Below are 20,956 nucleotides of genomic sequence, written 5' to 3' on the forward strand. Positions count from 1 at the left end.
GGTCTCGGGTCTACGCGCGTCGCCCGCCCCGGTCAGCAATCGCGCCCGAAACCCCCGGTAGTCTGGAGTTCCCCCGCCTCACGAAGACACCACCGGGAGTGCCAGTGGCACGCGTCGTAGTCGACGTCATGCTCAAGCCGGAGATCCTCGACCCCCAGGGACAGGCGGTGCAACGCGCACTGCCCCGTCTCGGATTCACCGGGATCGCCGACGTCCGCCAGGGCAAGCGCTTCGAGCTGGAGCTGGAGGGCCCGGTCGACGACGCCGCGCTCGCCCGTATCCGCGAAGCCGCCGAGACCTTTCTCGCCAACACCGTGATCGAGGACTTCACCGTCCGCATCGAGGAGGAGGCGAAGTGACCACCCGCGTCGGCGTCGTCACTTTCCCCGGTTCCCTCGACGACCGCGACGCCCAGCGCGCGGTCCGCCTGGCCGGCGCCGAGCCGGTCGCCCTCTGGCACCGTGACAAGGATCTCCACCAGGTCGACGCCGTCGTCCTGCCGGGCGGATTCAGTTACGGCGACTATCTGCGCTGCGGCGCGATCTCCCGCTTCTCCCCGGTGATGGCCACCATCATCGAGCAGGCGAAGCTGGGAATGCCGGTTCTCGGTATCTGCAACGGCTTCCAGGTGCTCTGCGAATCGCACCTGCTGCCCGGCGCGCTCACCCGCAACGACTCGCTGCACTTCATCTGCCGCGACCAGAAGCTGCGCATCGAGAACAACGGCACCGCCTGGACCCGGGATTACTCGGTCGGACAGGAAATCGTCGTCCCGCTGAAGAACGGCGAGGGCCGCTTCGTCGCGGACGCGCACGTCCTGGACGAACTGGAGGCGGAGGGCCGGGTGGTCGCCCGTTACCTGGACGTCAACCCGAACGGTTCGTACCGCGACATCGCCGGCATCACCAACGCCGCCGGCAATGTCGTCGGCCTGATGCCGCACCCGGAGCACGCCGTGGAGCCGCTCACCGGTCCGACCGTCGAGGGCCTGGGCTTCTTCACTTCCGTACTGAAGCAGCTGGTGAACGCCTGATGAGCCTCGACACCGTCAAGAACGCCGAGCAGACCCCGGACGCCGCCCAGCCCTGGGCCGAGCTCGGCCTCAAGCAGGACGAGTACGCGCGCATCCGCGAGATCCTCGACCGTCGCCCGACCGGCGCCGAGCTCGCGATGTACTCCGTCATGTGGTCGGAGCACTGCTCGTACAAGAGCTCCAAGGTCCACCTGAAGCAGTTCAGCGAGAAGAAGCCGCAGAGCGACGCGATGCTCGTCGGCATCGGCGAGAACGCCGGTGTGGTCGACGTCGGCCAGGGCTACGCGGTCACCTTCAAGGTCGAGTCGCACAACCACCCGTCGTACATCGAGCCCTACCAGGGCGCGGCCACCGGCATCGGCGGCATCGTGCGCGACATCCTGGCGATGGGCGCCCGCCCGGTCGCCGTGATGGACCCGCTGCGCTTCGGTGCGGCCGACCACCCGGACACCCGGCGCGTGCTGCCGGGGATCGTCGCGGGCATCGGCGGCTACGGCAACTGCCTGGGCCTGCCGAACATCGGCGGCGAGGTCGTCTTCGACTCCTGCTACCAGGGCAACCCGCTGGTCAACGCGCTCTGCGTGGGCGTGATGAAGCACGAGGACATCCACCTCGCGCAGGCCTCCGGCGCCGGCAACAAGGTCATCCTGTACGGGGCCCGCACCGGCGGCGACGGCATCGGCGGTGTCTCGGTGCTCGCCTCCGAGACCTTCGACGCCACCGGCCCGGCCAAGCGCCCGGCCGTCCAGGTCGGCGACCCGTTCCAGGAGAAGCTCCTCATCGAGTGCACCCTGGAGATCTTCTCCGAGAAGCTCGTCAAGGGCATCCAGGACCTCGGCGGCGCCGGCCTCTCCTGCGCCACCTCCGAGCTGGCCTCGGCCGGCTCCGGCGGTATGCGGATCGAGCTGGACACCGTCCCGCTGCGCGACAACACGCTCTCGCCCGAGGAAATCCTCATGAGCGAGTCGCAGGAGCGCATGTGCGCCATCGTCGAGCCCGGCAAGGTCGACCGCTTCCTGGAGATCTGCGAGAAGTGGGACGTCATCGCCACCGTCATCGGTGAGGTGACCGACGGCGAGCGGCTGGAGATCTTCTGGCACGGCGAGCTGGTCGTGGACGTGCCGCCGCGCACCGTCGCCCACGAGGGCCCGACCTACCAGCGCCCGTACGCCCGCCCGAGCTGGCAGGACGCGCTGCAGGCCGACGCCCCGAGCGCCGAGCGCCTCGCCCGGCCGACCACCGGTGAGGGCCTGAAGGCCGACCTGCTCAAGGTCGCCGGCAGCCCCAACCAGGCCTCCAAGTCCTGGATCACCGACCAGTACGACCGCTACGTGCTCGGCAACACCGTGCTCTCGGTGCCCGAGGACTCCGGCATGATCCGGATCGACGACGAGACCAACCTCGGCGTCTCGGTCGCCACCGACGGCAACGGCCGCTACACCAAGCTGGACCCGTACACCGGTGCCCAGCTGGCCCTCGCCGAGGCGTACCGCAACGTCGCGGCCGGCGGTGCCAAGCCGCTCGCCATCTCCGACTGCCTCAACTTCGGCTCCCCCGAGGACCCGGACGTCATGTGGCAGTTCGCCGAGGCGACCCGCGGCCTGGCCGACGCCTGCCTGGAGCTCGGCACCCCGGTCACCGGCGGCAACGTCTCGCTCTACAACCAGACCGGCGAGGTCGCCATCCACCCGACCCCCGTGGTCGCGGTGCTCGGCGTCATCGACGACGTCACCCGGCGCACCCCGATCGGCTTCGCCGAGGAGGGCCAGCTGCTCTACCTGCTCGGTGAGACCGAGGACGAGCTGGGCGGCTCGGCCTGGTCGCAGGTGGTCCACGACCACCTCGGCGGTCTGCCGCCCAAGGTCGACCTGGGCCGCGAGAAGCTGCTCGGCGAGATCCTGATCGCCGCCTCGCGCGACGGCATGATCGACGCCGCGCACGACCTCTCCGACGGCGGCCTGGGCCAGGCCCTGGTGGAGAGCTGCCTCAAGGGCGGTCACGGCGCACGGATCATCGTGCCCGAGGGCCAGGACCCGTTCGTGTTCCTGTTCTCCGAGTCGGCCGGCCGCGCGGTTGTCGCGGTTCCGCGCAGCGAGGAGCTCCGGTTCAACGACATGTGCACCGCGCGCGGCCTGCCGGCCACCCGGATCGGCGTGGTCGACGGCGATGTGCTGGACGTCCAGGGGCAGTTCACCGTGTCGCTGGCCGAGCTGAAGGACGCCCACACCGGCGTCATCGAGGCTCTGATCGCCTGATCGCCCGGCGAACGGCGAGTGCTCGGGGGCGGACGGTTCGGCTGAACCGTCCGCCCCTCGGCGTATGTTGGGGCCCATGCCTGCCAAGTCCCGTACGTACCAGCCCGCGAAGGTCCGCGCCGCGCTCGCGGGGCAGACCGAGGCGCTGCGCGCCGCCGTCCGTGAGCTCTGTGCCGCCCCGGACGCCGAGCGGCTGCTGGCCCGGCCGACCAGGTTGGGGCAGTGGCGGGTACGCGAGCTGCTGGCGCACCTGGCGGTCCAGCTCGACTGGGTGCCGGCCCACCTGGACGACCCGCTGGAGGGGCGCCCGCCGCTGGACCTGCTGCGCTGGGTGGCCCGGGTGGCCGAGGTCGCGCCGCTGCTGGACGCCGGGGCGCGGGAGCACGCCGGGGCGGAGTTCGCCGGGGGCCCAGCCGCGGTGGCGGCCGCCTTCGACCGGGCCGCCGACGCCCTGCTGGCCGTCCTCGACCGCCCCGAAGCCGCCGACCCGCAGCGGCGGTTCGAGATCCGGCTCGGCTCGATGCTGCTCGCCGACCTGCTGGTGACCCGGCTGGTCGAGGCGGTCGTGCACGCCGACGACCTGGCCGACGCGCTCGGCCTGGCCGCCTTCCCACACGACCGGCAGGCGCTGGCCGCCGTCACCCGGCTGCTCGCCGACGCCCTGGCCGACCAGGCACCCGGCGGCGCGGTCGAGCTGCGGGTGCCGCCGTACGCCGTGGTGCAGGCCGTCGAGGGCCCCCGGCACACCCGGGGCACCCCGCCGAACGTGGTCGAGACCGACCCGCTGACCTGGATCCGGCTCGCCACCGGCCGGGCCGACTGGGCGACGGCGGTGGACGACGCGGCCGTCTCGGCCAGCGGCGAGCGGAGCGACCTGCGCGGACACCTGCCGCTGCTGGGCTGACGGTCAGGCGTGCAGCTGGGCGGCGAGCTTCTCGGTCAGCCGCTGCAGGGCCTCCCCGGTGAGCGCCTTGTCGACGGCGGGCGCCGAGGTCCCCTGGCTGACCATCAGGGCGAGGTCGCCGTGGTTCGTGACCGGGAGCCGGGCGATGCCGACCAAGGCCTCGCCGGGGGTGGTCCCGCTCCCACCGGGGGCGGGTTGCTCGGTGGACACCTTGACCAGCTGGCCGCTGGTGAGTTGGCCGGCGGCCTGGATGTAGGGCAGGGCCAGGTTGACGGCGACCTTATCCCCCGGCGCGGCGACGACGGCGATCTCCACCGGGGTCGTTCCGGCGGTGTAGGAGCACCAGACCTGGACGCTTTCGGGCCGCGCCGGGATCGAGGCGACCGACGGGGTCGGGGTCACCCCAGGCGGGAGCGGCTGGGCGGCCTCGGCGGGCACGACATCGACCCGGACAGGCTTGTCCCCGCCGGCCGGGGTGACGGTGCGTTCGATCCCACTGGCCTTCAGTGCCGCGGCCAGGTCGAGACCGAACGGGCAGAACGGGGAGGAACCGAGGCCCTGCGCCGTCGACTTCAGCTTGGCGTAGGAGAGCTTCGCGCCGTCGGCCGGGGCGTCGGACCCGCTGGACGAGCAGGCGGCCGTGCTGAGCAGCAGCCCGGTCGAGGCCAGCAGGGCGAGTGCTGTCTTACGGTCAGTTGTCATCCGGTCAGCCTACGGCGCCCGTTGCTACGGGACGGAGGGACCGCCGAGGTAGCTGCCGTCCGCCGAGTACGGCCAGGCGTTCGGCTCGCAGCCCTTGAGGCCGTAGATCTGCTGCATCATCGCGGGCGCCGGCTTGCCCTTGGCCGGGCAGGTCTCGTGGCCGTGGCCGATCCGGTGCCCCACCTCGTGGTTGACGATCAGCGCCCGGTACTCGTCGATCGGGCCGCTGAACTGCGGGGAACCGGTGTTCCAGCGCTTGACGTTGACCAGCACCTGGTTGCCGACGTTGCAGTTCACCTCGCCGTGGGTGTCCAGCCCGGCCGCGCCGCAGATCCTGTCCACGGTGGCCGGCGAGGCGATCTTCACGGTGAAGTCGTACGCGCCGCTCGCCACCATCTGGAAGCCGTTCTTGCGGTCGTTGGTCCAGCCCCGCTTGTCGGCCAGGATGCCCTGGACCTGTGCGGCGGCGGCCGCCGGGTCGATCCCGATGCCGTCCTCGACCTCCACCCGGTAGCGGCGGACGGGGCCCTTGCCCACCGCCGCGGCCGCGCCGGGGGCGACGGTGAAGGTGCCCGCGCCCTTGCTGGGGCCCGGGTCCGGGGCGCTCGGCTCGGGAGCGGCCGGCTCCGGGGCGGGTGGCGGGGTGGGCTGCTGCGAGGGGGTCGGCGCCGGCGTCGGCGCGGCGGCCGGGGCGGGTGCGGCCCGGGTGCCGCCGTCGGACGGGGCGACCCGGCCCTGGGCGGTCTGGCCGCCGCCGGGCGGGGTGGCGGGGCGGTTCAGGACGTAGAGCGTGCCGCCGAGTATCGCCACGGCCGCCACCAGCGCGGTGATCATCCCGGGCCCGGGCCCGCGGCGCCGACGGCGCCGTCTGCGCCCGCCGCCGGCCTGGCCACGGCCGCCGCGGGCCCGGGGGGCGGCGGCGGGGGAGGCTCCGGTCCGGGCCGCCGCACCGCGGGAGCTGCGCGCGCGGGAGCCGCGCTGGTCGGGTCGGGCTGCGGGCACAGTGGGGCTTTCCTGTCGGACCGTGGGGCCGCAGAGCCTTCGAACTTGTGTGCGTCCCCCTCGCCCGGTAACCCTGGCATGGAGGCCCGGTGAATGTCCACATACCGGGTATACGGCCGATCCAGGACCGCCCCCGTCGCCTCGACGGGCGGCGGGGGCGGCGGGTCCGGACGCGCTGGCCGGGCGAGTCGAGGGGGTCAGCCCAGGGTGGCGGCGGCGGTCGGCGAGCTGTCCCGGAGGAACTGCGCGCAGCGCTCCGCCTCCTCCTTCTCCTCGATCGCGGCGGCGGCCCGGCCGAGCGCGTGCAGCGCCCGCAGGAAGCCGCGGTTCGGCTCGTGCTCCCACGGCACCGGGCCGTGGCCCTTCCAGCCCGCGCGGCGCAGCGAGTCCAGCCCGCGGTGGTACCCGGTACGGGCGTACGCGTAGGACTCGACGGTGCGGCCGGCGGCGAAGGCGTCGTCGGCGAGCTGGGCCCAGGCCAGCGAGGAGGTCGGGTACTTCGCCGCGACCTCGGCCGGGGAGGCGCCGCCGGCCAGCAGCTCCAGCGGAGCGGGCTCGGCGGGCAGGTGCGTCGGGGGCGGACCCCCGAGGAGGTTCTGGCCCGCGAAGGAGTTCTCGTGTGCACTCATGCCCCCCAGTGAACCACTGGGGGGCACGAGTGCAGACCCTGCCTGCGGCGGTGGCCCGACTTCTGGCCGCCTTGCTTCAGGCCGCGCCCTGCTTCAGGCCGTGCGCTACTTCAGGCGGTTGCCGGCCGAGCGGAGCTGCTGGGCGGCCTCCAGCACGCGGGCGGCCATGCCGGCCTCGGCCAGCTTGCCCCAGGTGCGCGGGTCGTAGGTGTTCTTCTTGCCGACCTCGCCGTCGACCTTCAGCACGCCGTCGTAGTTCGCGAACATGTGCCCCGCGACCGGGCGGGTGAAGGCGTACTGGGTGTCGGTGTCCAGGTTCATCTTCACGACGCCGTTCTCCAGCGCGGTGGCGATCTCCTCCGCGGTGGAGCCCGAGCCGCCGTGGAAGACGAAGTCGAACGGGTCGGTCTTGCCGTACTGCTTGCCGATCGCGTCCTGCAGCTCGCGCAGCAGCTCCGGCTTCAGGACGACGTTGCCCGGCTTGTAGACGCCGTGCACGTTGCCGAAGGAGGCGGCCAGCAGGTAGCGGCCCTTCTCGCCCAGGCCCAGGGCCTCGGCGGTGCGGACGGCGTCGTTGACGGTGGTGTACAGCTCGTCGTTGATCTCGTGCGTGACGCCGTCCTCCTCGCCGCCGGTCGGGGTGATCTCGACCTCAAGGATGATCTTGGCGGCGACGGCCTGGGCCAGCAGCTCCTCGGCGATGGCCAGGTTGTCGTTCAGGGTCTCGGCCGAGCCGTCCCACATGTGCGACTGGAACAGCGGGTTCAGGCCCTTGGCCACGCGCTCGGCGGAGATCGCCAGCAGCGGGCGGACGTAGCCGTCCAGCTTGTCCTTCGGGCAGTGGTCGGTGTGCAGCGCGACGGTGATGTCGTACTTGGCGGCGACGATGTGCGCGAACTCGGCGAGCGCGACGGCGCCGGTCACCATGTCCTTGTTGTGCTGGCCGCCCAGGAACTCCGCACCACCGGTCGAGATCTGGATGATGCCGTCGCTCTCGGCCTCGGCGAAGCCGCGCAGGGCGGCGTGCAGGGTCTGCGAGGAGGTGACGTTGATGGCCGGGTAGGCGAACTTGCCCGCCTTGGCCCGGTCCAGCATCTCGTTGTAGACCTCGGGAGTTGCGATGGGCATGCGATCCGCTCCTGTCGGGTTGCGGCGTACGGACGGTGCTGTCCGACGCTGTGTACGCCTTCGTTACGACTCCGGGGCGCCGGCAGCCGAGCGCGGCATTGCGGTGCGGCTCTCCGGTACCTGGGTTCGAGGCGGCCGCCGCGGTACGACAATGAGGGTGGTTTGCGACCGCGGTCCGGACGCCCGTGCCATCTTCCCAGACTTGCGCTCCGGGGTCAGCATGCAGCCCGCCAGTCGGACGGGGCCCTGCCTGCCGGGCGCCAGGCTACGAGACGCGCCGCGGGGGTGCTACGAAAGGATGAGGGTCCTCTCGGCCACCGGGGCGAAGCTCTGGTAAAGACGGGCCCGCTATCCTGCGGCCGTGGACTACAACCAGCTGGCCGTCAACCTGCTCGACGCCAAATCACTGATCTCGTCCCTCGGTGCCATCGGGCTGATCGCGATCATCTTCGCGGAGACCGGCCTTCTGGTCGGGTTCTTCTTCCCGGGGGACTCCCTGCTCATCATCGCGGGCGTCGCCGCCTCGAACGCCGCCTCGTCGGTGCTCGGCGAAGGGACGAAGCTGCCGATCGCGGCCCTGCTCATCGGGGCCCCGGTCGCGGCGATCGCCGGCGCCCAGCTCGGGCACCTGATCGGGGTGAAGGTCGGGCCGAAGATGTTCGACAAGCCCGAGTCGAAGATCTTCCGCCGCGAGTACGTGGTGAAGGCCGAGGAGTACTTCAACAAGTTCGGGCCCGGCAAGGCCGTGGTGCTGGCCCGATTCATGCCGATCGTCCGCACCTTCCTGAACCCGGTCGCGGGCACCCTGGAGATGCCCGCCCGGACGTTCTTCCTGTGGAACGTGATCGGCGGCGTGCTCTGGACCGAGTCGATGCTGCTCACCGGCTACTTCTTCGGTGACGCCCTCGCCCCGGTGATCGACAAGTACCTGATCCCGGCGGTGCTGCTGATCGTGCTGCTCTCGGTCTCGCCGATCCTGATCGAGGTGCTGCGCGAGCGCCGGAAGAAGAAGGCCGGTGGCGTCGGGGCCCTCGCCGAGGACGTCGAGACCGTCCAGGCCGGCGGGCGCCACCGCCGCGGCTGAGCCACGGCACGACGAGACGGCAGGGGCCGGGTTCCGTTCCACGTGGAACGGAACCCGGCCCCTGCCGTCTGTCCGGAGCCCGGTGCCCGGGGCCGTCAGAGGCCCAGGTCGTCCAGGTTGTAGGCGGTCACGTACGGAAGGCCCGTCGCCTCGACCGCGGCGGCGCCGCCGCGCTCCACGATCACCGCGACACCGACCACCTCGGCGCCCGCCTCGCGCAGGGCCTCGACGGCGGTCAGCACCGAGCCACCGGTGGTGGAGGTGTCCTCGACGGCCAGCACCCGGCGGCCCTTGACCTCCGGGCCCTCGATCCGGCGCTGCAGGCCGTGCGCCTTGCCCGCCTTGCGGACCACGAAGGCGTCCAGCTCCTGGCCGCGCGCGGCTGCGGCGTGCAGCATCGCGGCCGCCACCGGGTCGGCACCGAGGGTCAGACCGCCGACGGCGTCGTACTCCAGGTGGGCGGTCGCGTCCAGCATCACCCGGCCGACCAGCGGGGCGGCCTGGCCGTCCAGCGTGATCCGGCGGAGGTCGACGTAGTAGTCGGCCTCCTTGCCGGAGGAAAGGGTGACCTTGCCGTGCACGACGGCCTTGTCCTTGATCTGTGCCAGCAGGGCGTCGCGGTCGTTGCTCATGAGCGTTCAGTCTAGGGCGTCTCTGTCAGACACGCCCTCAGGGGGTGAGGGCCCGGCTAGCGTCGCCGCAGGGCCCTGACCAGCACCACGGCGCCGCCGACCAGCGCCACACCGCCGCCGATCATCCACGGCACGGCGCTGCGGCCACCCGGGCCCGGCACCACGATGCCGCCGGCCTCGCCGCCCCAGCGGGACGCCGCCCGAGCCCGGGCGCTGCGGGCCGGGAGGGCCGGGGCGTAGCGGCCGCGCGGCGGGGCGTGGTCCACCTCCTCGGCGGAGCGGCCGACGATGCTGCGGCGGACCGGGCCGCTGAGCACCGGCTCCTGCTCGTACTCGAAGGGGAGCTCGGTGGGGAGGTCGGTGGGCAGCTCCTCCTCGGCCGAGGCGGCGGGGACGTCGGTGCCGGCGGGCTCCTCGTCGTCGTCGTCGTGGCCGCCGGGGTCGCCGGTGGGGAGGCCGAAGCGCTCGGCGTCGGCGTCGGAGAAGGCGATCAGGTCGGAGAGGTCGTCGTCGAGGTCCTCACCGGGCTCGCTCTGGTGGTCCTCCAGGAAGAGCACGGTGGCGGTGGGCTCCTCGGCGTCCTCGTCCTCGGTCCCCTCGGTCTCCGCGGTCTCCGCAGGCTCCTCGTCCACAGTGTTCGCGGTCTCCTCGGCCTCGGCCGGTGCGGTGGTGTCCGTCGCGGCCTCCTCGGTCTCCTCGGTCTCCTCGGCGTCCGTGTCCGCGTCCGTGTCGGCGGCGTCCGGGGAGGCGAGGGCGGCGGCGAAGCGGTCCAGCAGACGGCGGCCGGTCGCGGCGAGGGTCTCCTCGTCGAACTCGGTCAGCCGACCGGTGGCGGACAGGTCGCCGGTGAAGCGGACCAGCGCGGTGCCGTCCTCGGCGCCGTCGGCGGCGCTGACCCGGACGGTGGCGGTCGCCTCGCCGCTGCCGCGGGCCTCCTGGCCCTCGGCGAACACGGTGAGCACGCCCTCACGGCCCTCGATCAGCGACAGCACGCCGCGGTAGGTGATGGTGGAGGAGCCGATCCGCAGCTTCAGCCGCCCGCCGATCTCCTCGGCGGGGCCGCTACCGACGGCGGCGGGCTCGGTGCTGAGACCCGGCACGCAACGGGCCAGCAGAGCCGGATCCTGCAGGGCCTGCCGGACCTGCTCGGCCGGCAACGGGACGACAACCTCATGCTCCATGTGACGGAGCCTACCGACCGAACCCCCGGTGGTCCCTGCTGCGGCCCCTACCTGTCGCGCCGACTTCTCCGGCCCGCCCCGGCCAGGCCCCCACGGCCCGCCGGACCGGGCCGGCCGTGCCGACGCGGCGGCACGGCCACATCCCCCGGGTCTCACCGCGGACCCAGGAGGCTGAGCGCCGCCGGGGGTCGTGCCGGGCGGAGGGCGGTGAGGCGGGCGGCGGCGGCGCGGAGGGTGTCCGGGGTGAGCGCGCGGGGCGGCGGGGCGTCCGGGGCGAGGCCCAGCGGGGGCTGGGTGGCGGCCGCGAGCAGGAAGGCCTGGCTGCCGCTGCTGCTGTCGCCGCTGTCGTCCGGCCCGGGCCGGCAGCTCGCGGCGGCGCCGCCCTGGACGGCGTACGGGACGGTCCGCAGGCCGGCCGCCCGCAGGCCGGACTCGACCTGCCAGAGGCTGTTCCGCTCGTCGCCGGCCCGGACGGCGAGCCGCCCGCCGGGGGAGAGCAGCCGGGTGGCGAGGCCGTAGAACTCCTGCGAGTGGAACTTCACCGTGCCTCCGTCGGCCGGTGCGGGCAGGTCGGCGAGGACGACGTCGAAGGTGCGGCCGCTCGGGCGGACGCTGCGCAGCCACTCCAGCGGGTCCGCGTCGGCGGTGCGGACCCGGGGGTCGTCCATCGAGCGACCGGAGAGCGCGGCCAGGCCGGGGTCGGTCCGGGCCAGCCGGGTGAGCGCCGGGTCGGCGTCGACGACCAGCACCGAGCGGACCCCGCTGTGCCGCAGCACCTCGCGCAGGGCCAGCCCGTCGCCGCCGCCGAGCAGCAGCACCCGGGCGTCCGGCCCGGCCGCCATCGCCGGGTGGACCAGCGCCTCGCTGCCCCGGTACTCGTCGGGGCCGCAGACCGCGAGCCGCCCGTCCAGGTAGAGCCGCAGCGGGCCCTCGGCCGGGCCGGTGAGCACGATCTCCTGGTACCGGCCGTGGGTGGCCAGGCGGACCTGCGCGCCGTACAGGGCGCTGCGGGCGACCCGTTCGATCGCGCCGGACCAGGCGGCGGCCGCGGTGAGGGCGGCCAGGACGAGCCCGCAGCACCCCCAGAGCAGCAGCCGGACCCTCGGCAACGGCTCCTCGCGGAACAGCCAGAGCACCACGGCGGCCCCGGCGACGGCGTTGACCGCGCCGGTGACCAGGGCGCCGGTGCCGGGCCCGAACGTGGGCAGGATCAGGAACGGGAAGGCCAGCCCGCCGATCAGCGCGCCCACGTAGTCGGCGGCGAAGAGGTCGGCCGCGGCCCGGCCGGCGTCCTCGCGGCGGATCCGTTGGATGAGCGTCATCAGCAGCGGGATCTCGGCGCCGATGAGGACGCCGATCAGGCAGGTCAGGCCGACCATCGCGGTCTGGTACCGGCCGATCCAGGCCCAGCAGGAGTACAGCGCGAGGACGGAGAGCCCGCCGGCGAGTGCGAGCGCGCACTCGACCAGGGCGAAGGCGGTGGCGGGGCGGCGGGTGAAGCGCTTGGCGAGCAGTGAGCCCAGGCCCATCGCGAAGACCATGACGGAGAGCACCACCGACGTCTGGGTGACGGAGTCCCCGAGGAGGTAGCTGCCGAGCGCCACGAGTTCGAGCTCGTAGACGAGTCCGCAGGCCGCACAGACGAACGCGGCCAGCAGGACGGTGAGCCGGGCGAGCCGGGGGCGGGCACGCAGCCGGCACCGACGGCGGGCGGGCAGGGGGGTCAGGCTCCGCCCGAGCCGGGGTGGGCTGCCGTCGTCGAGGGCGAGTCCCGACTGAGCGGGGGGACCGGCCGGATGATTGATCACGAACAAACGCTAGGCGACGTTCGGTGCGGACGGCTGCGTCCATTCGACGGACAGTGCGATACGTCGGGTTGACGGATCGTTCCTGCGTGCGAATGGAGGGCGGTCTGCGGGCGTATGCACGCCTCGGCCGCGGCTGTCGTGCTCACCGGGACAGCACCAGCGAGGAGCGGGTACAGACCAGCTGTCCCTCCTGCGGATAGGCGTGCCAGGTGCGCCAGAGCAGCCGGTCCGCGCTGCCCTGGGCGACCAGCGCGGTGAAAGCGCTCGGATCCCCCGGGAAGACGCCGGCCAGGCCGCGCGGGTGCCCCTCGACCAGGGCCAGCAACTCCTGGGCGCGGGCGGCGAAGTCGTGCGGCGGCAGCGCCTCGATCCGGGCCGCGAACTCGTACTCCCAGCCGTCCACCTGCTTGGCCACCCGGGCCGGCAGCGGGGTCCGGCGGCCGGGCAGGCAGGCGACGGTCTCCAGGCACTTGCCCGGCCCGGCGGCGATCACCACCTGGTGGGAGGCGCCGAGCAGCCGCAGCTGCAGGGTGCCGGGCGGACCGGGACGTCCGGCCCCGTCAAGTCTCAGGTCGCGGACCGCGAGAGCGGGCAGCGGTTCGCCGCCCAGGCACCAGGCCAGGTCACCCGCGCGGGTGTCCGTGTAGGAGGTCTGCAGTGTGGTGAGCATGCTCGGCTCCGCGTTTCAGCTCCGTGCGCGCCCGCCGAGCAGCAGCGAGTAAGGCCAGGCAGAGGCGAGGCTGTTCGTGGCTGTGCGGTCCAGGGCGCGGCCGACCGTGGAAGGAAGGATTCCGGCTGGAGATTCAGCAGCAGAGAAGCATGAATACGCCGGGTCCGTCGGTGATTTACCCAACTTTGTCAAGCATTCACCGTTTCGAGCTCACCTGCTTCCCGGCTCTGATCGACCCGGTGTGCGACTCTGCACAGCACGCGCCCTTCGCACCGGTCCACGCGCCGTGCACTCCGTGCGCACGCCGCCCGCAGGCCCTGTACGCCCCTGCCCTCCCATGTGCCCGGCGCGCGGTGGCACGCGAAGCGCCCGGACCTGCCGGGCAGGCATGGCGAATGCCCGACAGGCAGTAAACGCCCATGTCTGTCGGGCAAGTTGACGAATCGTCAGGACGTCCGGGCCATTCCGCCGATCCGTCAGATCCGGCTGAGCCTGGCCACCGCCTCCTGGAGGACGTCGACCCGCTTGCAGAACGTGAACCGGACGAGGGGGCGGCCGGCCTCCGGGTCGTCGTAGAAGACGGCGTTGGGGATGGCGACCACACCGCAGCGCTCGGGGAGAGTGCGGCAGAACTCGATGCCGTCCTTCTCGCCGAGCGGGGTGATGTCGGTGGTGATGAAGTACGTGCCCGCGGGAGTGAAGACCCGCAGGCCCGCCGCCGAGAGCCCCTCGGCCAGCAGATCGCGCTTGCGGAGCAGGTCGGCGCGGAGGGTGTCGAAGTAGTCGTCGGGCAGCCGCAGGGCCTCGGCGACGGCGTACTGGAAGGGCCCGGCGCTGACGTACGTCAGGTACTGCTTGGCGGTGCGGACAGCGGCGACCAGCGGGGCGGCGGCGGTGACCCAGCCGACCTTCCAGCCGGTGAAGGAGAAGGTCTTGCCGGCCGAGGAGATGGAGACGGTGCGCTCGCGCATGCCGGGGAGGGCGGCGATGGGGTGGTGGGCGCCGGTGAAGACGAGGTGCTCGTAGACCTCGTCGGTGACGACCAGCAGGTCGTGCTCGACGGCGAGGGCGGCGATCGCGGCCAGCTCCTCCGGGGTCAGGACGAGGCCGGTGGGGTTGTGCGGGGAGTTGAGCAGGAGCAGCCGGGTGCGCGGGGTGATCAGCGACCGGAGCCGGTCGAGGTCGGGGCGGAACGAGGGCGCCCGGAGGGTGAGCGGGACGCGGGTGGCGCCGGCCATGGCGATGCAGGCGGCGTACGAGTCGTAGAACGGCTCGAAGGCGATGACCTCGTCGCCGGGCTCCAGCAGGGCGAGCAGGGCGGCGGCGATGGCCTCGGTGGCGCCGGCGGTGACGAGTACCTCGGTGTCCGGGTCGTACGTGAGGCCGTGGAAGCGCTGCTGGTGCTCGGCGACGGCCTGCCGGAGTTCGGGGATACCGGGACCGGGCGGGTACTGGTTGCCGCGGCCGTCGCGCAGCGCCCGGACGGCGGCCTCGCGGATCTCCTCGGGCCCGTCGGTGTCGGGGAAGCCCTGGCCGAGGTTGATCGAACCGGTGGCGGTGGCGAGGGCCGACATCTCGGCGAAGATCGTCGTGCCCATCCCGTGCAGCCTGCGGTTCAGCAGCGGCCTCGTACCCATTGCGGCTCCTCACGCCTCGTCGTCGGCCCCATCCTCGGCCCGGCGGCGGCCGGAGACAAGGACGGCCCACCACCGGGGTCTGCCGGTGGCGGGCCGTGCCGTGGGAAGCCGGTGGGGTCAGGCCTCGTCGGTGCCCTCGGGGGCCTCGCCGTCGCCCTCCTCGCCCTCGATCTCCTTCTGGAGACCGAGGCGCTCGACGATCCACTGCTCGAAGCCGACGGCGGCCTGGGTCCAGTTGGCGGTGGTGGTGACGAAGTAGTCCAGGTTGACGCCGGTGCCGACGATCATCTGGGCCTCGCCGATCAGGCGGACCACGCCGTCCTCGTGGGTGTGGGTGTAGACCTTGGGCCAGAGGGTCTCGCGGTTCCACTCGTCGATCAGGTCGAGGATCTCGCCCTTGTCCTCCAGCGGGTACGCGCGGTCGTAGAACGCGCGGACCGCGAAGAGCTCCTTCTGCTCGCCGCGGAACATGTAGTAGACGCGGAAGCCCTCCCAGGGGGCGGTGAGGTCGCCCTCCTCGTCCACCACGTGCTTGAGCTGCATCTGGTCCAGCAGCTGGGTCACCAGGGCCTGGTCCGGAACGATGATCGGCGGCGGGCCGGCCGGCCGGCCGCCCTGGCCACCGCCGGGCTGGCCGCCCTGCGGGACGCCGAACGACGGGATGGACGACGGGTCGATGCTCATGGGGGTCCTCTTCCTCAGTGCACGTGGTGGCCGGCAATGAGAGGCCGCCCTTTCCACCTCCCATCCTGCCTCATTCGGGCCCTGCCTCACAGGGGCGGCGGCCCGGGAAGGATCTTGCAGGAGCGTCTGCCGGGGGTGGCGGACACCGAGGGTGAACAGGGCGGTGGGCCGCTCCCGTGGAAGGGGCGGCCCACCGTGGGCGGGGCTCCGGCGAGAGCCCCGGTGCGCTACTTCTCCAGCGGCCCGCGGCCACGGACGGTGAGGCGGTCGGTCTCTTCGTCCCGCTCGACCACGACGGTGTCGCCGTCGTGCACCTGGCCGGAGAGGATCGCCCGGGCCAGCTGGTCGCCGATCGCCGACTGCACCAGGCGGCGCAGCGGGCGGGCGCCGTACGCCGGGTCGTAGCCGGTGAGCGCCAGCCAGTCCCGGGCCGCCTCGCTGACCTGGAGGGTGAGCCGGCGCTCGCGCAGCCGCTCGCCCAGCCGGGCCACCTGGAGGTCGACGATCCGGCTGAGCTCGGCGGTGCCCAGCGGGTCGAAGACCACGATGTCGTCCAGCCGGTTGAGGAACTCCGGCTTGAACGCGGCCCGGACGGCCTCCAGCACCAGGGCCTTCTTCCGGTCCTCCGAGGAGGCCTGGTCCACCGGGCCCGGTTCGTTGAACGCGTAGCTGCCCAGGTTGGAGGTGAGGATCAGGATCGCGTTGCGGAAGTCCACCGTGCGGCCCTGGCCGTCGGTGAGCCGGCCGTCGTCCAGCACCTGGAGCAGCACGTCGAACACCTCGGGGTGGGCCTTCTCGACCTCGTCCAGCAGCACCACGCTGTACGGGCGGCGGCGGACCGCCTCGGTGAGCTGGCCGCCCTCCTCGTAGCCGACGTACCCGGGCGGGGCGCCGACCAGGCGGGAGACGGAGTGCTTCTCGCCGTACTCGCTCATGTCGATGCGGACCATCGCCCGCTCGTCGTCAAAGAGGAAGTCGGCCAGGGCCTTGGCGAGTTCGGTCTTGCCGACGCCGGTGGGACCGAGGAAGAGGAAGGAACCGGTCGGGCGGTCCGGGTCGGCGATGCCGGAGCGGGTGCGGCGCACCGCGTCCGAGACGGCCTGGACGGCCTCGCGCTGGCCGATCAGGCGGCGACCCAACTCGTCCTCCATGCGCAGGAGTTTGGCGCTCTCGCCCTCCAGCAGCCGGCCGGCCGGGATGCCCGTCCAGGACGCGACCACGTCGGCGACGTCGTCCGGACCGACCTCCTCCTTGACCATGGAGTCGCTGGTGTCCTCCCCGGCGGCGCGCTCCTGCGCCTCGGTCAGCTCGGTCTCGGCGGCCGGGATCTCGGCGTACATCAGCTTGGAGGCGCGCTCGAAGTCGCCGTCCCGCTGGGCGCGTTCGAGGGCGCCGTGCAGGTCGTCCAGGCGCTCCTTCAGCTCGCCCACCCGGTTGAGGCTCTTCTTCTCCTGCTCCCACCGGGCGGTGAGCACGCTCAACTGCTCGTTCTTGTCGGCGAGATCGCGCCGCAGCCGGGCGAGCCGGTCGACCGAGGCAGGGTCCGACTCCTTCTCCAGGGCCAGCTCCTCCATCCGCAACCGGTCGACGGAGCGCTGGAGTTCGTCGATCTCGACCGGGGAGGAGTCGATCTCCATCCGGAGCCGGGAGGCCGCCTCGTCGACGAGGTCGATCGCCTTGTCGGGCAGGAAGCGGGAGGTGATGTACCGGTTCGAGAGCGTCGCGGCGGCGACCAGGGCGGCGTCCGAGATCTGCACCTTGTGGTGCGCCTCGTAGCGGCCCTTGAGGCCGCGCAGGATCGCGATCGAGTCCTCCACGCTGGGCTCGCCGACCAGCACCTGCTGGAAGCGGCGCTCCAGGGCCGGGTCCTTCTCGATCCGCTCGCGGTACTCGTCCAGCGTGGTGGCGCCGACCATCCGCAGCTCGCCACGGGCCAGCATCGGCTTGAGCATGTTGCCGGCGTCCATCGCGGAGTCCCCGCCGGCGCCCGCGCCGACCATGGTGTGCAGCTCGTCGATGAAGGTGACGACCTGGCCGTCGCTCTGCTTGATGTCGTTCAGGACGGCCTTCAGCCGCTCCTCGAACTCGCCCCGGTACTTCGCGCCGGCGACCATCGCGCCGAGGTCCAGCGCGACGAGGCGCTTGCCGCGCAGCGACTCCGGCACGTCGCCGGCGACGATCCGCTGGGCCAGGCCCTCGACCACGGCCGTCTTGCCGACGCCGGGCTCGCCGATCAGCACGGGGTTGTTCTTGGTGCGCCGGGAGAGCACCTGGACGACCCGGCGGATCTCCTGGTCCCGTCCGATCACCGGGTCGAGCTTGCCCTCCCGGGCGGCCTGGGTGAGGTCGGTGCCGTACTTCTCCAGCGCCTTGTAGGTGCCCTCCGGGTCGGGCGAGGTGACCCTGCCGCTGCCGCGCACGTCCTTGAACGCGGCGAGCAGGGCCTTCGGGGTGGCGCCCTGCTGCACCAGCAGCTCGGCGACGGCCCCGCCCTCGGCAGCCAGGCCGACCATCAGGTGCTCGGTGGAGACGTACTGGTCGTCGAGGTCGTCGGCGCGCTTGCCGGCCTCGGTGAGCACGGCCAGGGTGTCGCGGGCCAGCTGCGGGGCGGCGACGGTGGAGCCCATCGCGCTGGGCAGCGCGGCCAGCTGCCGGCGGGCCTCGGTGTCGATCCGGCTGACGTCCGCGCCGACTGCCTCCAGCAGCGGCCTGGCGATGCCCTCGGGCTGCTCCAGCAGGGCGGTCAGGATGTGCACCGGCTTGACGTCCGGGTTGCCCGCGGAGCCGGCCTGCCGGATCGCGGCGGACAGGGCGTCCTGCGTCTTGGTGGTGAACTTGCTGGCGTCCACTGCTGGCGTGTCCTCCTTGCTGGGGGGCGGATCGTGCGAGCTGATGAGCGGATCCCGCATGCTGGTGCCGAATCCTGCCTAGTACAGCATGCACTAAGTTGAGTCTATTCCGCTCAACTTATCCGGACTCAACGTCTGGATGAACGATGGTGGGGCCCCGGCTTTCGCTCCGGGGCGCGCCGGGTGAGCGTCAGCAGCTCCCGGGCCGGCCCGCTCGGCCGCCGCCCGGCCGGCCAGACCGCGCGCAGCGGGCGCCGCAGGTCCAGCCCCTCCGCCAGCGGCACCTCCACCAGCCGCCGGGTCGCCAGCTCCTCCACCACCGCCAGCTCGCTCAGGCAGACCGGACCGGCGCCGGTCATCGCCGCCGCCTTCAGCGCCGTCGACGAGGCCAGCTCCATGCGCGGCCGCGCCGCACCCCCGTACGGCGCCAGCGCCATCTCCAGGACCTCCCGGGTGCCGGAACCCGGCTCGCGCAGCACCAGCGGGGTCGTGGCCAGCTCGGTGCCGGTCAGCGGGGTCCGGCGGCGCGCCCAGGCATGGCCGGGAGCGACCACGACCACCAGCCGGTCGGCGGCCACCACCGCGCCGGCCAGCCCCGGCGGGGTGGACGGGCCCTCGACGAAGCCGAGGTCCGCCTCCCCGGCCAGCACGTGCCCGGCGACGTCCGCCGAGTTGGCCGTCCGCAGCGTCACCGCCGTCCCCGGGCTGGTCTCGTGCAGCGCCAGCAGCCAGCCCGGCATCAGGTACTCGGCGACGGTCAGGCTGGCCACCACGACCAGCCGGGCGTCCCGCCGCTCGCGCAGCGCGTCGATGCCGGCGTCCAGCGCCTGCGCCGCCTCCACCACCTGGCGGGCCCACTCGACCACCAGCCGGCCCGCCTCGGTCGGCCGGCTGCCCCGGGGCGAGCGGTCCAGCAGCGGGACGCCGATCTGCTGCTCCATGCCCTTGATCCGGGCGCTGGCGGTCGGCTGGCTCACCCCCAGCTCGGCCGCCGCCCGGCCGACACTGCCCAGCCGGGCCACTGCGAGCAGCAGCTCCAGCGCACCGAGTTCGGGGACGCGCGGAGAGAGGGCCATAGGTTCAGGCTATGTCCTCATAGAGCGTCCGGCGCTACCGGTACCCGCCCGCCGACGGCACGGTGGATCCCATGGCCACCCTGATCGACACCCCTGCCCCGCGACCCCTCCTCCGTACCCGCCCCGCCCGCCCCGATCTCGCCCAGCTGGGCCCGAACTGGTACGCGGCGGTCATGGGCACCGCGATCGTCGGCAACGGCGCCGCCGCCCTCCCGGTCGCGCTGCCCGGGCTGACCGGGTTCGGCGAGGTGATGTGGGGCCTCGGGCTGGCCGCCCTGGTGGTGCTCGGGGCCGCCCGCGTCGTCCACCTCACCCGGCACCGGGCCGCCGCCCGCACCCACCTGCTGGACACCCCGGCCACCGCCGTCTTCTACGGCTGTCCGCCGATGGCCCTGCTCTCGGTCGGGTTCGGCACCCTGGTGGTCGGCTCGCGGGTGATCGGCACCGGCCCCGCCGTCGCCCTGGACGCGGTGCTCTGGGGCGCCGGCACCCTGTACGCGCTGACGGTCGCCGCCGGCATCCCGTACCTGATGATCACCCGGCACGCCGTCTCCCCGCTGGAGGCCAACCCGACCTGGCTGCTTCCGGTGGTCGCCCCGCTGGTCGCCGCCTCCACCGGCCCCGCGCTGGTCCCGCACCTGCCGGCCGGCACCCCGCAGCAGGCCATGCTGTACGGCTGCTGGGCGCTGCTCGGGGTCGGCCTGCTGGCCACCCTCGCCCTGCTGCCGGTGGTGCTCACCGGCCTGCTGCACAGCAAGATCCCGGCGCCGGCGCTCACCCCGGCGCTCTTCCTGGTGCTCGGCCCGCTCGGCCAGTCCACCACCGCCGTCCACCAGCTCGCCGACGCCGCCCGCCCGGTCACCCCCCGGCTCGCCCCCGCCGTCCTCGCCTTCGCCGAGCTGTACGGCGTCGCGGTGCTCGGCGTCGCGATGCTCTGGCTCGCCGTCGCCACCGCCGCCAACCTGCGCGCCCGCCGGGCGGGAATGACCTTCGCGATGACCTGGTGGGCGTACACCTTCCCGATCGGCACCTGCGTCACCGGCGCTGCCGCCCTCGCCCGGCACACCGGCTTCGCGGGCTTCACCGGGCTGGCCGCCGGGCTCTTCGTCCTGCTGGTCGCCGCCTGGGCCGTCGCCGCCGCCGGCACCGTGGCCGGCCTGGCCGCCGGGCGGCTGCCGGCGCGCTGAGCGCCGTGCGCCTGGCTGCTCGCTCATGGGCCGGCTGTCCGCCTGCCCGCTCGCCGGTGGGCCGGCTGTCCGTCCGCCTGCCCGGAAGACACCCGGCCACCGAATGACCGGACGGTCGGACTCCACGGGCCGACCGGCGTGACCAGCGGTTTTACACACCGCCGGAGCATCGCGCGGGAGCCCGCGCCGACCGCCTGCTGCAGGTTCCTGCAATTGCGAGAACATGCACTCGGGCGGCACTTGTTCACCGGCCGTCACGCTGTGAGGGTGGAGTCACGCCAGGTCGTCCGGGCAACCGCAGCCCGATGGTGGCGATTTGCTCTTCAAAACTGGATGCGAACGGTACGTCCGTGCCTGCATATCGGGGGGAAGAGCGCCGGCCGGGACGCCATGTGTGGTGATGGCCCCCGGGACCGGAGCCGGCGAGGCGTTGCTGCTCCGCCTCGCCGGAATCGTCCAGACCCTGGCGTGACACCGGCGGCCCCCGGGCCTCCC

The 20,956-nt window shown here is 73.1% G+C and carries 18 protein-coding genes; 6 read left to right on the forward strand and 12 right to left on the reverse strand.

Annotation, left to right across the window (positions count from 1 at the left end; all coding sequences use genetic code 11):
- The first annotated feature begins 104 nt into the window (after positions 1-104).
- The 4 genes from purS to OG286_RS20635 all read left to right on the forward strand — a co-directional run bounded on the left by purS (position 105) and on the right by OG286_RS20635 (position 4,192).
- Positions 105-359: a phosphoribosylformylglycinamidine synthase subunit PurS gene (gene purS / locus OG286_RS20620; RefSeq protein ID WP_396324291.1), complete on the forward strand. Its 255-nt coding sequence runs from the start codon at positions 105-107 to the stop codon at positions 357-359.
- Positions 356-1,033: a phosphoribosylformylglycinamidine synthase subunit PurQ gene (gene purQ / locus OG286_RS20625; protein WP_396324290.1), complete on the forward strand. Its 678-nt coding sequence runs from the start codon at positions 356-358 to the stop codon at positions 1,031-1,033. The genes purS and purQ overlap by 4 nt, the downstream gene beginning before the upstream one ends.
- Complete coding sequence (gene purL / locus OG286_RS20630; RefSeq protein WP_396324289.1) at positions 1,033-3,288, forward strand: phosphoribosylformylglycinamidine synthase subunit PurL; 2,256 nt, start codon at positions 1,033-1,035, stop codon at positions 3,286-3,288. Before purQ ends, purL begins: the two co-directional genes overlap by 1 nt.
- 76 nt (positions 3,289-3,364) lie before the next feature.
- Positions 3,365-4,192 carry a sterol carrier family protein gene (locus tag OG286_RS20635; RefSeq protein ID WP_405365658.1) on the forward strand — a complete coding sequence of 276 codons (828 nt, stop codon included), beginning with the start codon at positions 3,365-3,367 and terminating at the stop codon, positions 4,190-4,192.
- A gap of 3 nt (positions 4,193-4,195) precedes the next feature.
- Here OG286_RS20635 and OG286_RS20640 read toward each other — a convergent pair whose 3' ends face one another.
- The 4 genes from OG286_RS20640 to fbaA all read right to left on the reverse strand — a co-directional run bounded on the left by OG286_RS20640 (position 4,196) and on the right by fbaA (position 7,653).
- Positions 4,196-4,894 (reverse strand): hypothetical protein, encoded by a 699-nt coding sequence (locus OG286_RS20640; protein WP_405365659.1) that lies wholly within the window; start codon positions 4,892-4,894, stop codon positions 4,196-4,198.
- A gap of 24 nt (positions 4,895-4,918) precedes the next feature.
- Positions 4,919-5,896 (reverse strand): DUF3152 domain-containing protein, encoded by a 978-nt coding sequence (locus OG286_RS20645; protein ID WP_396324286.1) that lies wholly within the window; start codon positions 5,894-5,896, stop codon positions 4,919-4,921.
- Between the two features lie 197 nt (positions 5,897-6,093).
- Entirely contained in the window at positions 6,094-6,525 is a 432-nt protein-coding gene (locus tag OG286_RS20650; RefSeq protein ID WP_396324285.1) for a DUF3151 domain-containing protein, read from the reverse strand.
- Between the two features lie 105 nt (positions 6,526-6,630).
- Complete coding sequence (gene fbaA / locus OG286_RS20655; RefSeq protein ID WP_396324284.1) at positions 6,631-7,653, reverse strand: class II fructose-bisphosphate aldolase; 1,023 nt, start codon at positions 7,651-7,653, stop codon at positions 6,631-6,633.
- Between the two features lie 361 nt (positions 7,654-8,014).
- Here fbaA and OG286_RS20660 point away from each other — a divergent pair, with 361 nt between their 5' ends.
- A complete protein-coding gene (locus OG286_RS20660; protein ID WP_396324283.1) occupies positions 8,015-8,737 on the forward strand; it encodes a DedA family protein in 723 nt (240 codons plus the stop codon).
- A 95-nt stretch (positions 8,738-8,832) separates the two neighbouring features.
- Here the strand turns inward: OG286_RS20660 and pyrE are convergent, their stop codons facing one another.
- The 8 genes from pyrE to OG286_RS20700 all read right to left on the reverse strand — a co-directional run bounded on the left by pyrE (position 8,833) and on the right by OG286_RS20700 (position 19,274).
- On the reverse strand, positions 8,833-9,369 hold the full coding sequence (pyrE, locus tag OG286_RS20665; protein ID WP_396324282.1) for an orotate phosphoribosyltransferase: 537 nt from the start codon (positions 9,367-9,369) through the stop codon (positions 8,833-8,835).
- A gap of 56 nt (positions 9,370-9,425) precedes the next feature.
- Positions 9,426-10,550 (reverse strand): SRPBCC family protein, encoded by a 1,125-nt coding sequence (locus OG286_RS20670; protein ID WP_405365660.1) that lies wholly within the window; start codon positions 10,548-10,550, stop codon positions 9,426-9,428.
- 152 nt (positions 10,551-10,702) lie between these two features.
- On the reverse strand, positions 10,703-12,358 hold the full coding sequence (locus tag OG286_RS20675; RefSeq protein WP_396324280.1) for a polyamine aminopropyltransferase: 1,656 nt from the start codon (positions 12,356-12,358) through the stop codon (positions 10,703-10,705).
- 142 nt (positions 12,359-12,500) lie between these two features.
- Positions 12,501-13,028, reverse strand: a complete 528-nt coding sequence (locus OG286_RS20680) for a DUF2617 family protein (RefSeq protein WP_396324279.1) — start codon at positions 13,026-13,028, stop codon at positions 12,501-12,503.
- A 476-nt stretch (positions 13,029-13,504) separates the two neighbouring features.
- Positions 13,505-14,665, reverse strand: coding sequence for a pyridoxal phosphate-dependent aminotransferase (locus tag OG286_RS20685; protein WP_396324278.1), 1,161 nt, complete (start codon positions 14,663-14,665; stop codon positions 13,505-13,507).
- A gap of 117 nt (positions 14,666-14,782) precedes the next feature.
- Entirely contained in the window at positions 14,783-15,349 is a 567-nt protein-coding gene (locus OG286_RS20690) for a YbjN domain-containing protein (protein ID WP_396324277.1), read from the reverse strand.
- A gap of 227 nt (positions 15,350-15,576) precedes the next feature.
- Positions 15,577-18,198: an ATP-dependent chaperone ClpB gene (gene clpB / locus OG286_RS20695; protein WP_396324351.1), complete on the reverse strand. Its 2,622-nt coding sequence runs from the start codon at positions 18,196-18,198 to the stop codon at positions 15,577-15,579.
- 128 nt (positions 18,199-18,326) lie between these two features.
- Complete coding sequence (locus OG286_RS20700; protein ID WP_396324276.1) at positions 18,327-19,274, reverse strand: LysR family transcriptional regulator; 948 nt, start codon at positions 19,272-19,274, stop codon at positions 18,327-18,329.
- A gap of 71 nt (positions 19,275-19,345) precedes the next feature.
- Here OG286_RS20700 and OG286_RS20705 point away from each other — a divergent pair, with 71 nt between their 5' ends.
- Positions 19,346-20,461, forward strand: coding sequence for a TDT family transporter (locus tag OG286_RS20705; protein WP_396324275.1), 1,116 nt, complete (start codon positions 19,346-19,348; stop codon positions 20,459-20,461).
- The last annotated feature ends 495 nt before the right edge of the window (positions 20,462-20,956 follow it).

It is taken from the genome of Kitasatospora sp. NBC_00039 (genome assembly GCF_045160625.1).
Taxonomy (GTDB): Bacteria; Actinomycetota; Actinomycetes; order Streptomycetales; family Streptomycetaceae; genus Kitasatospora.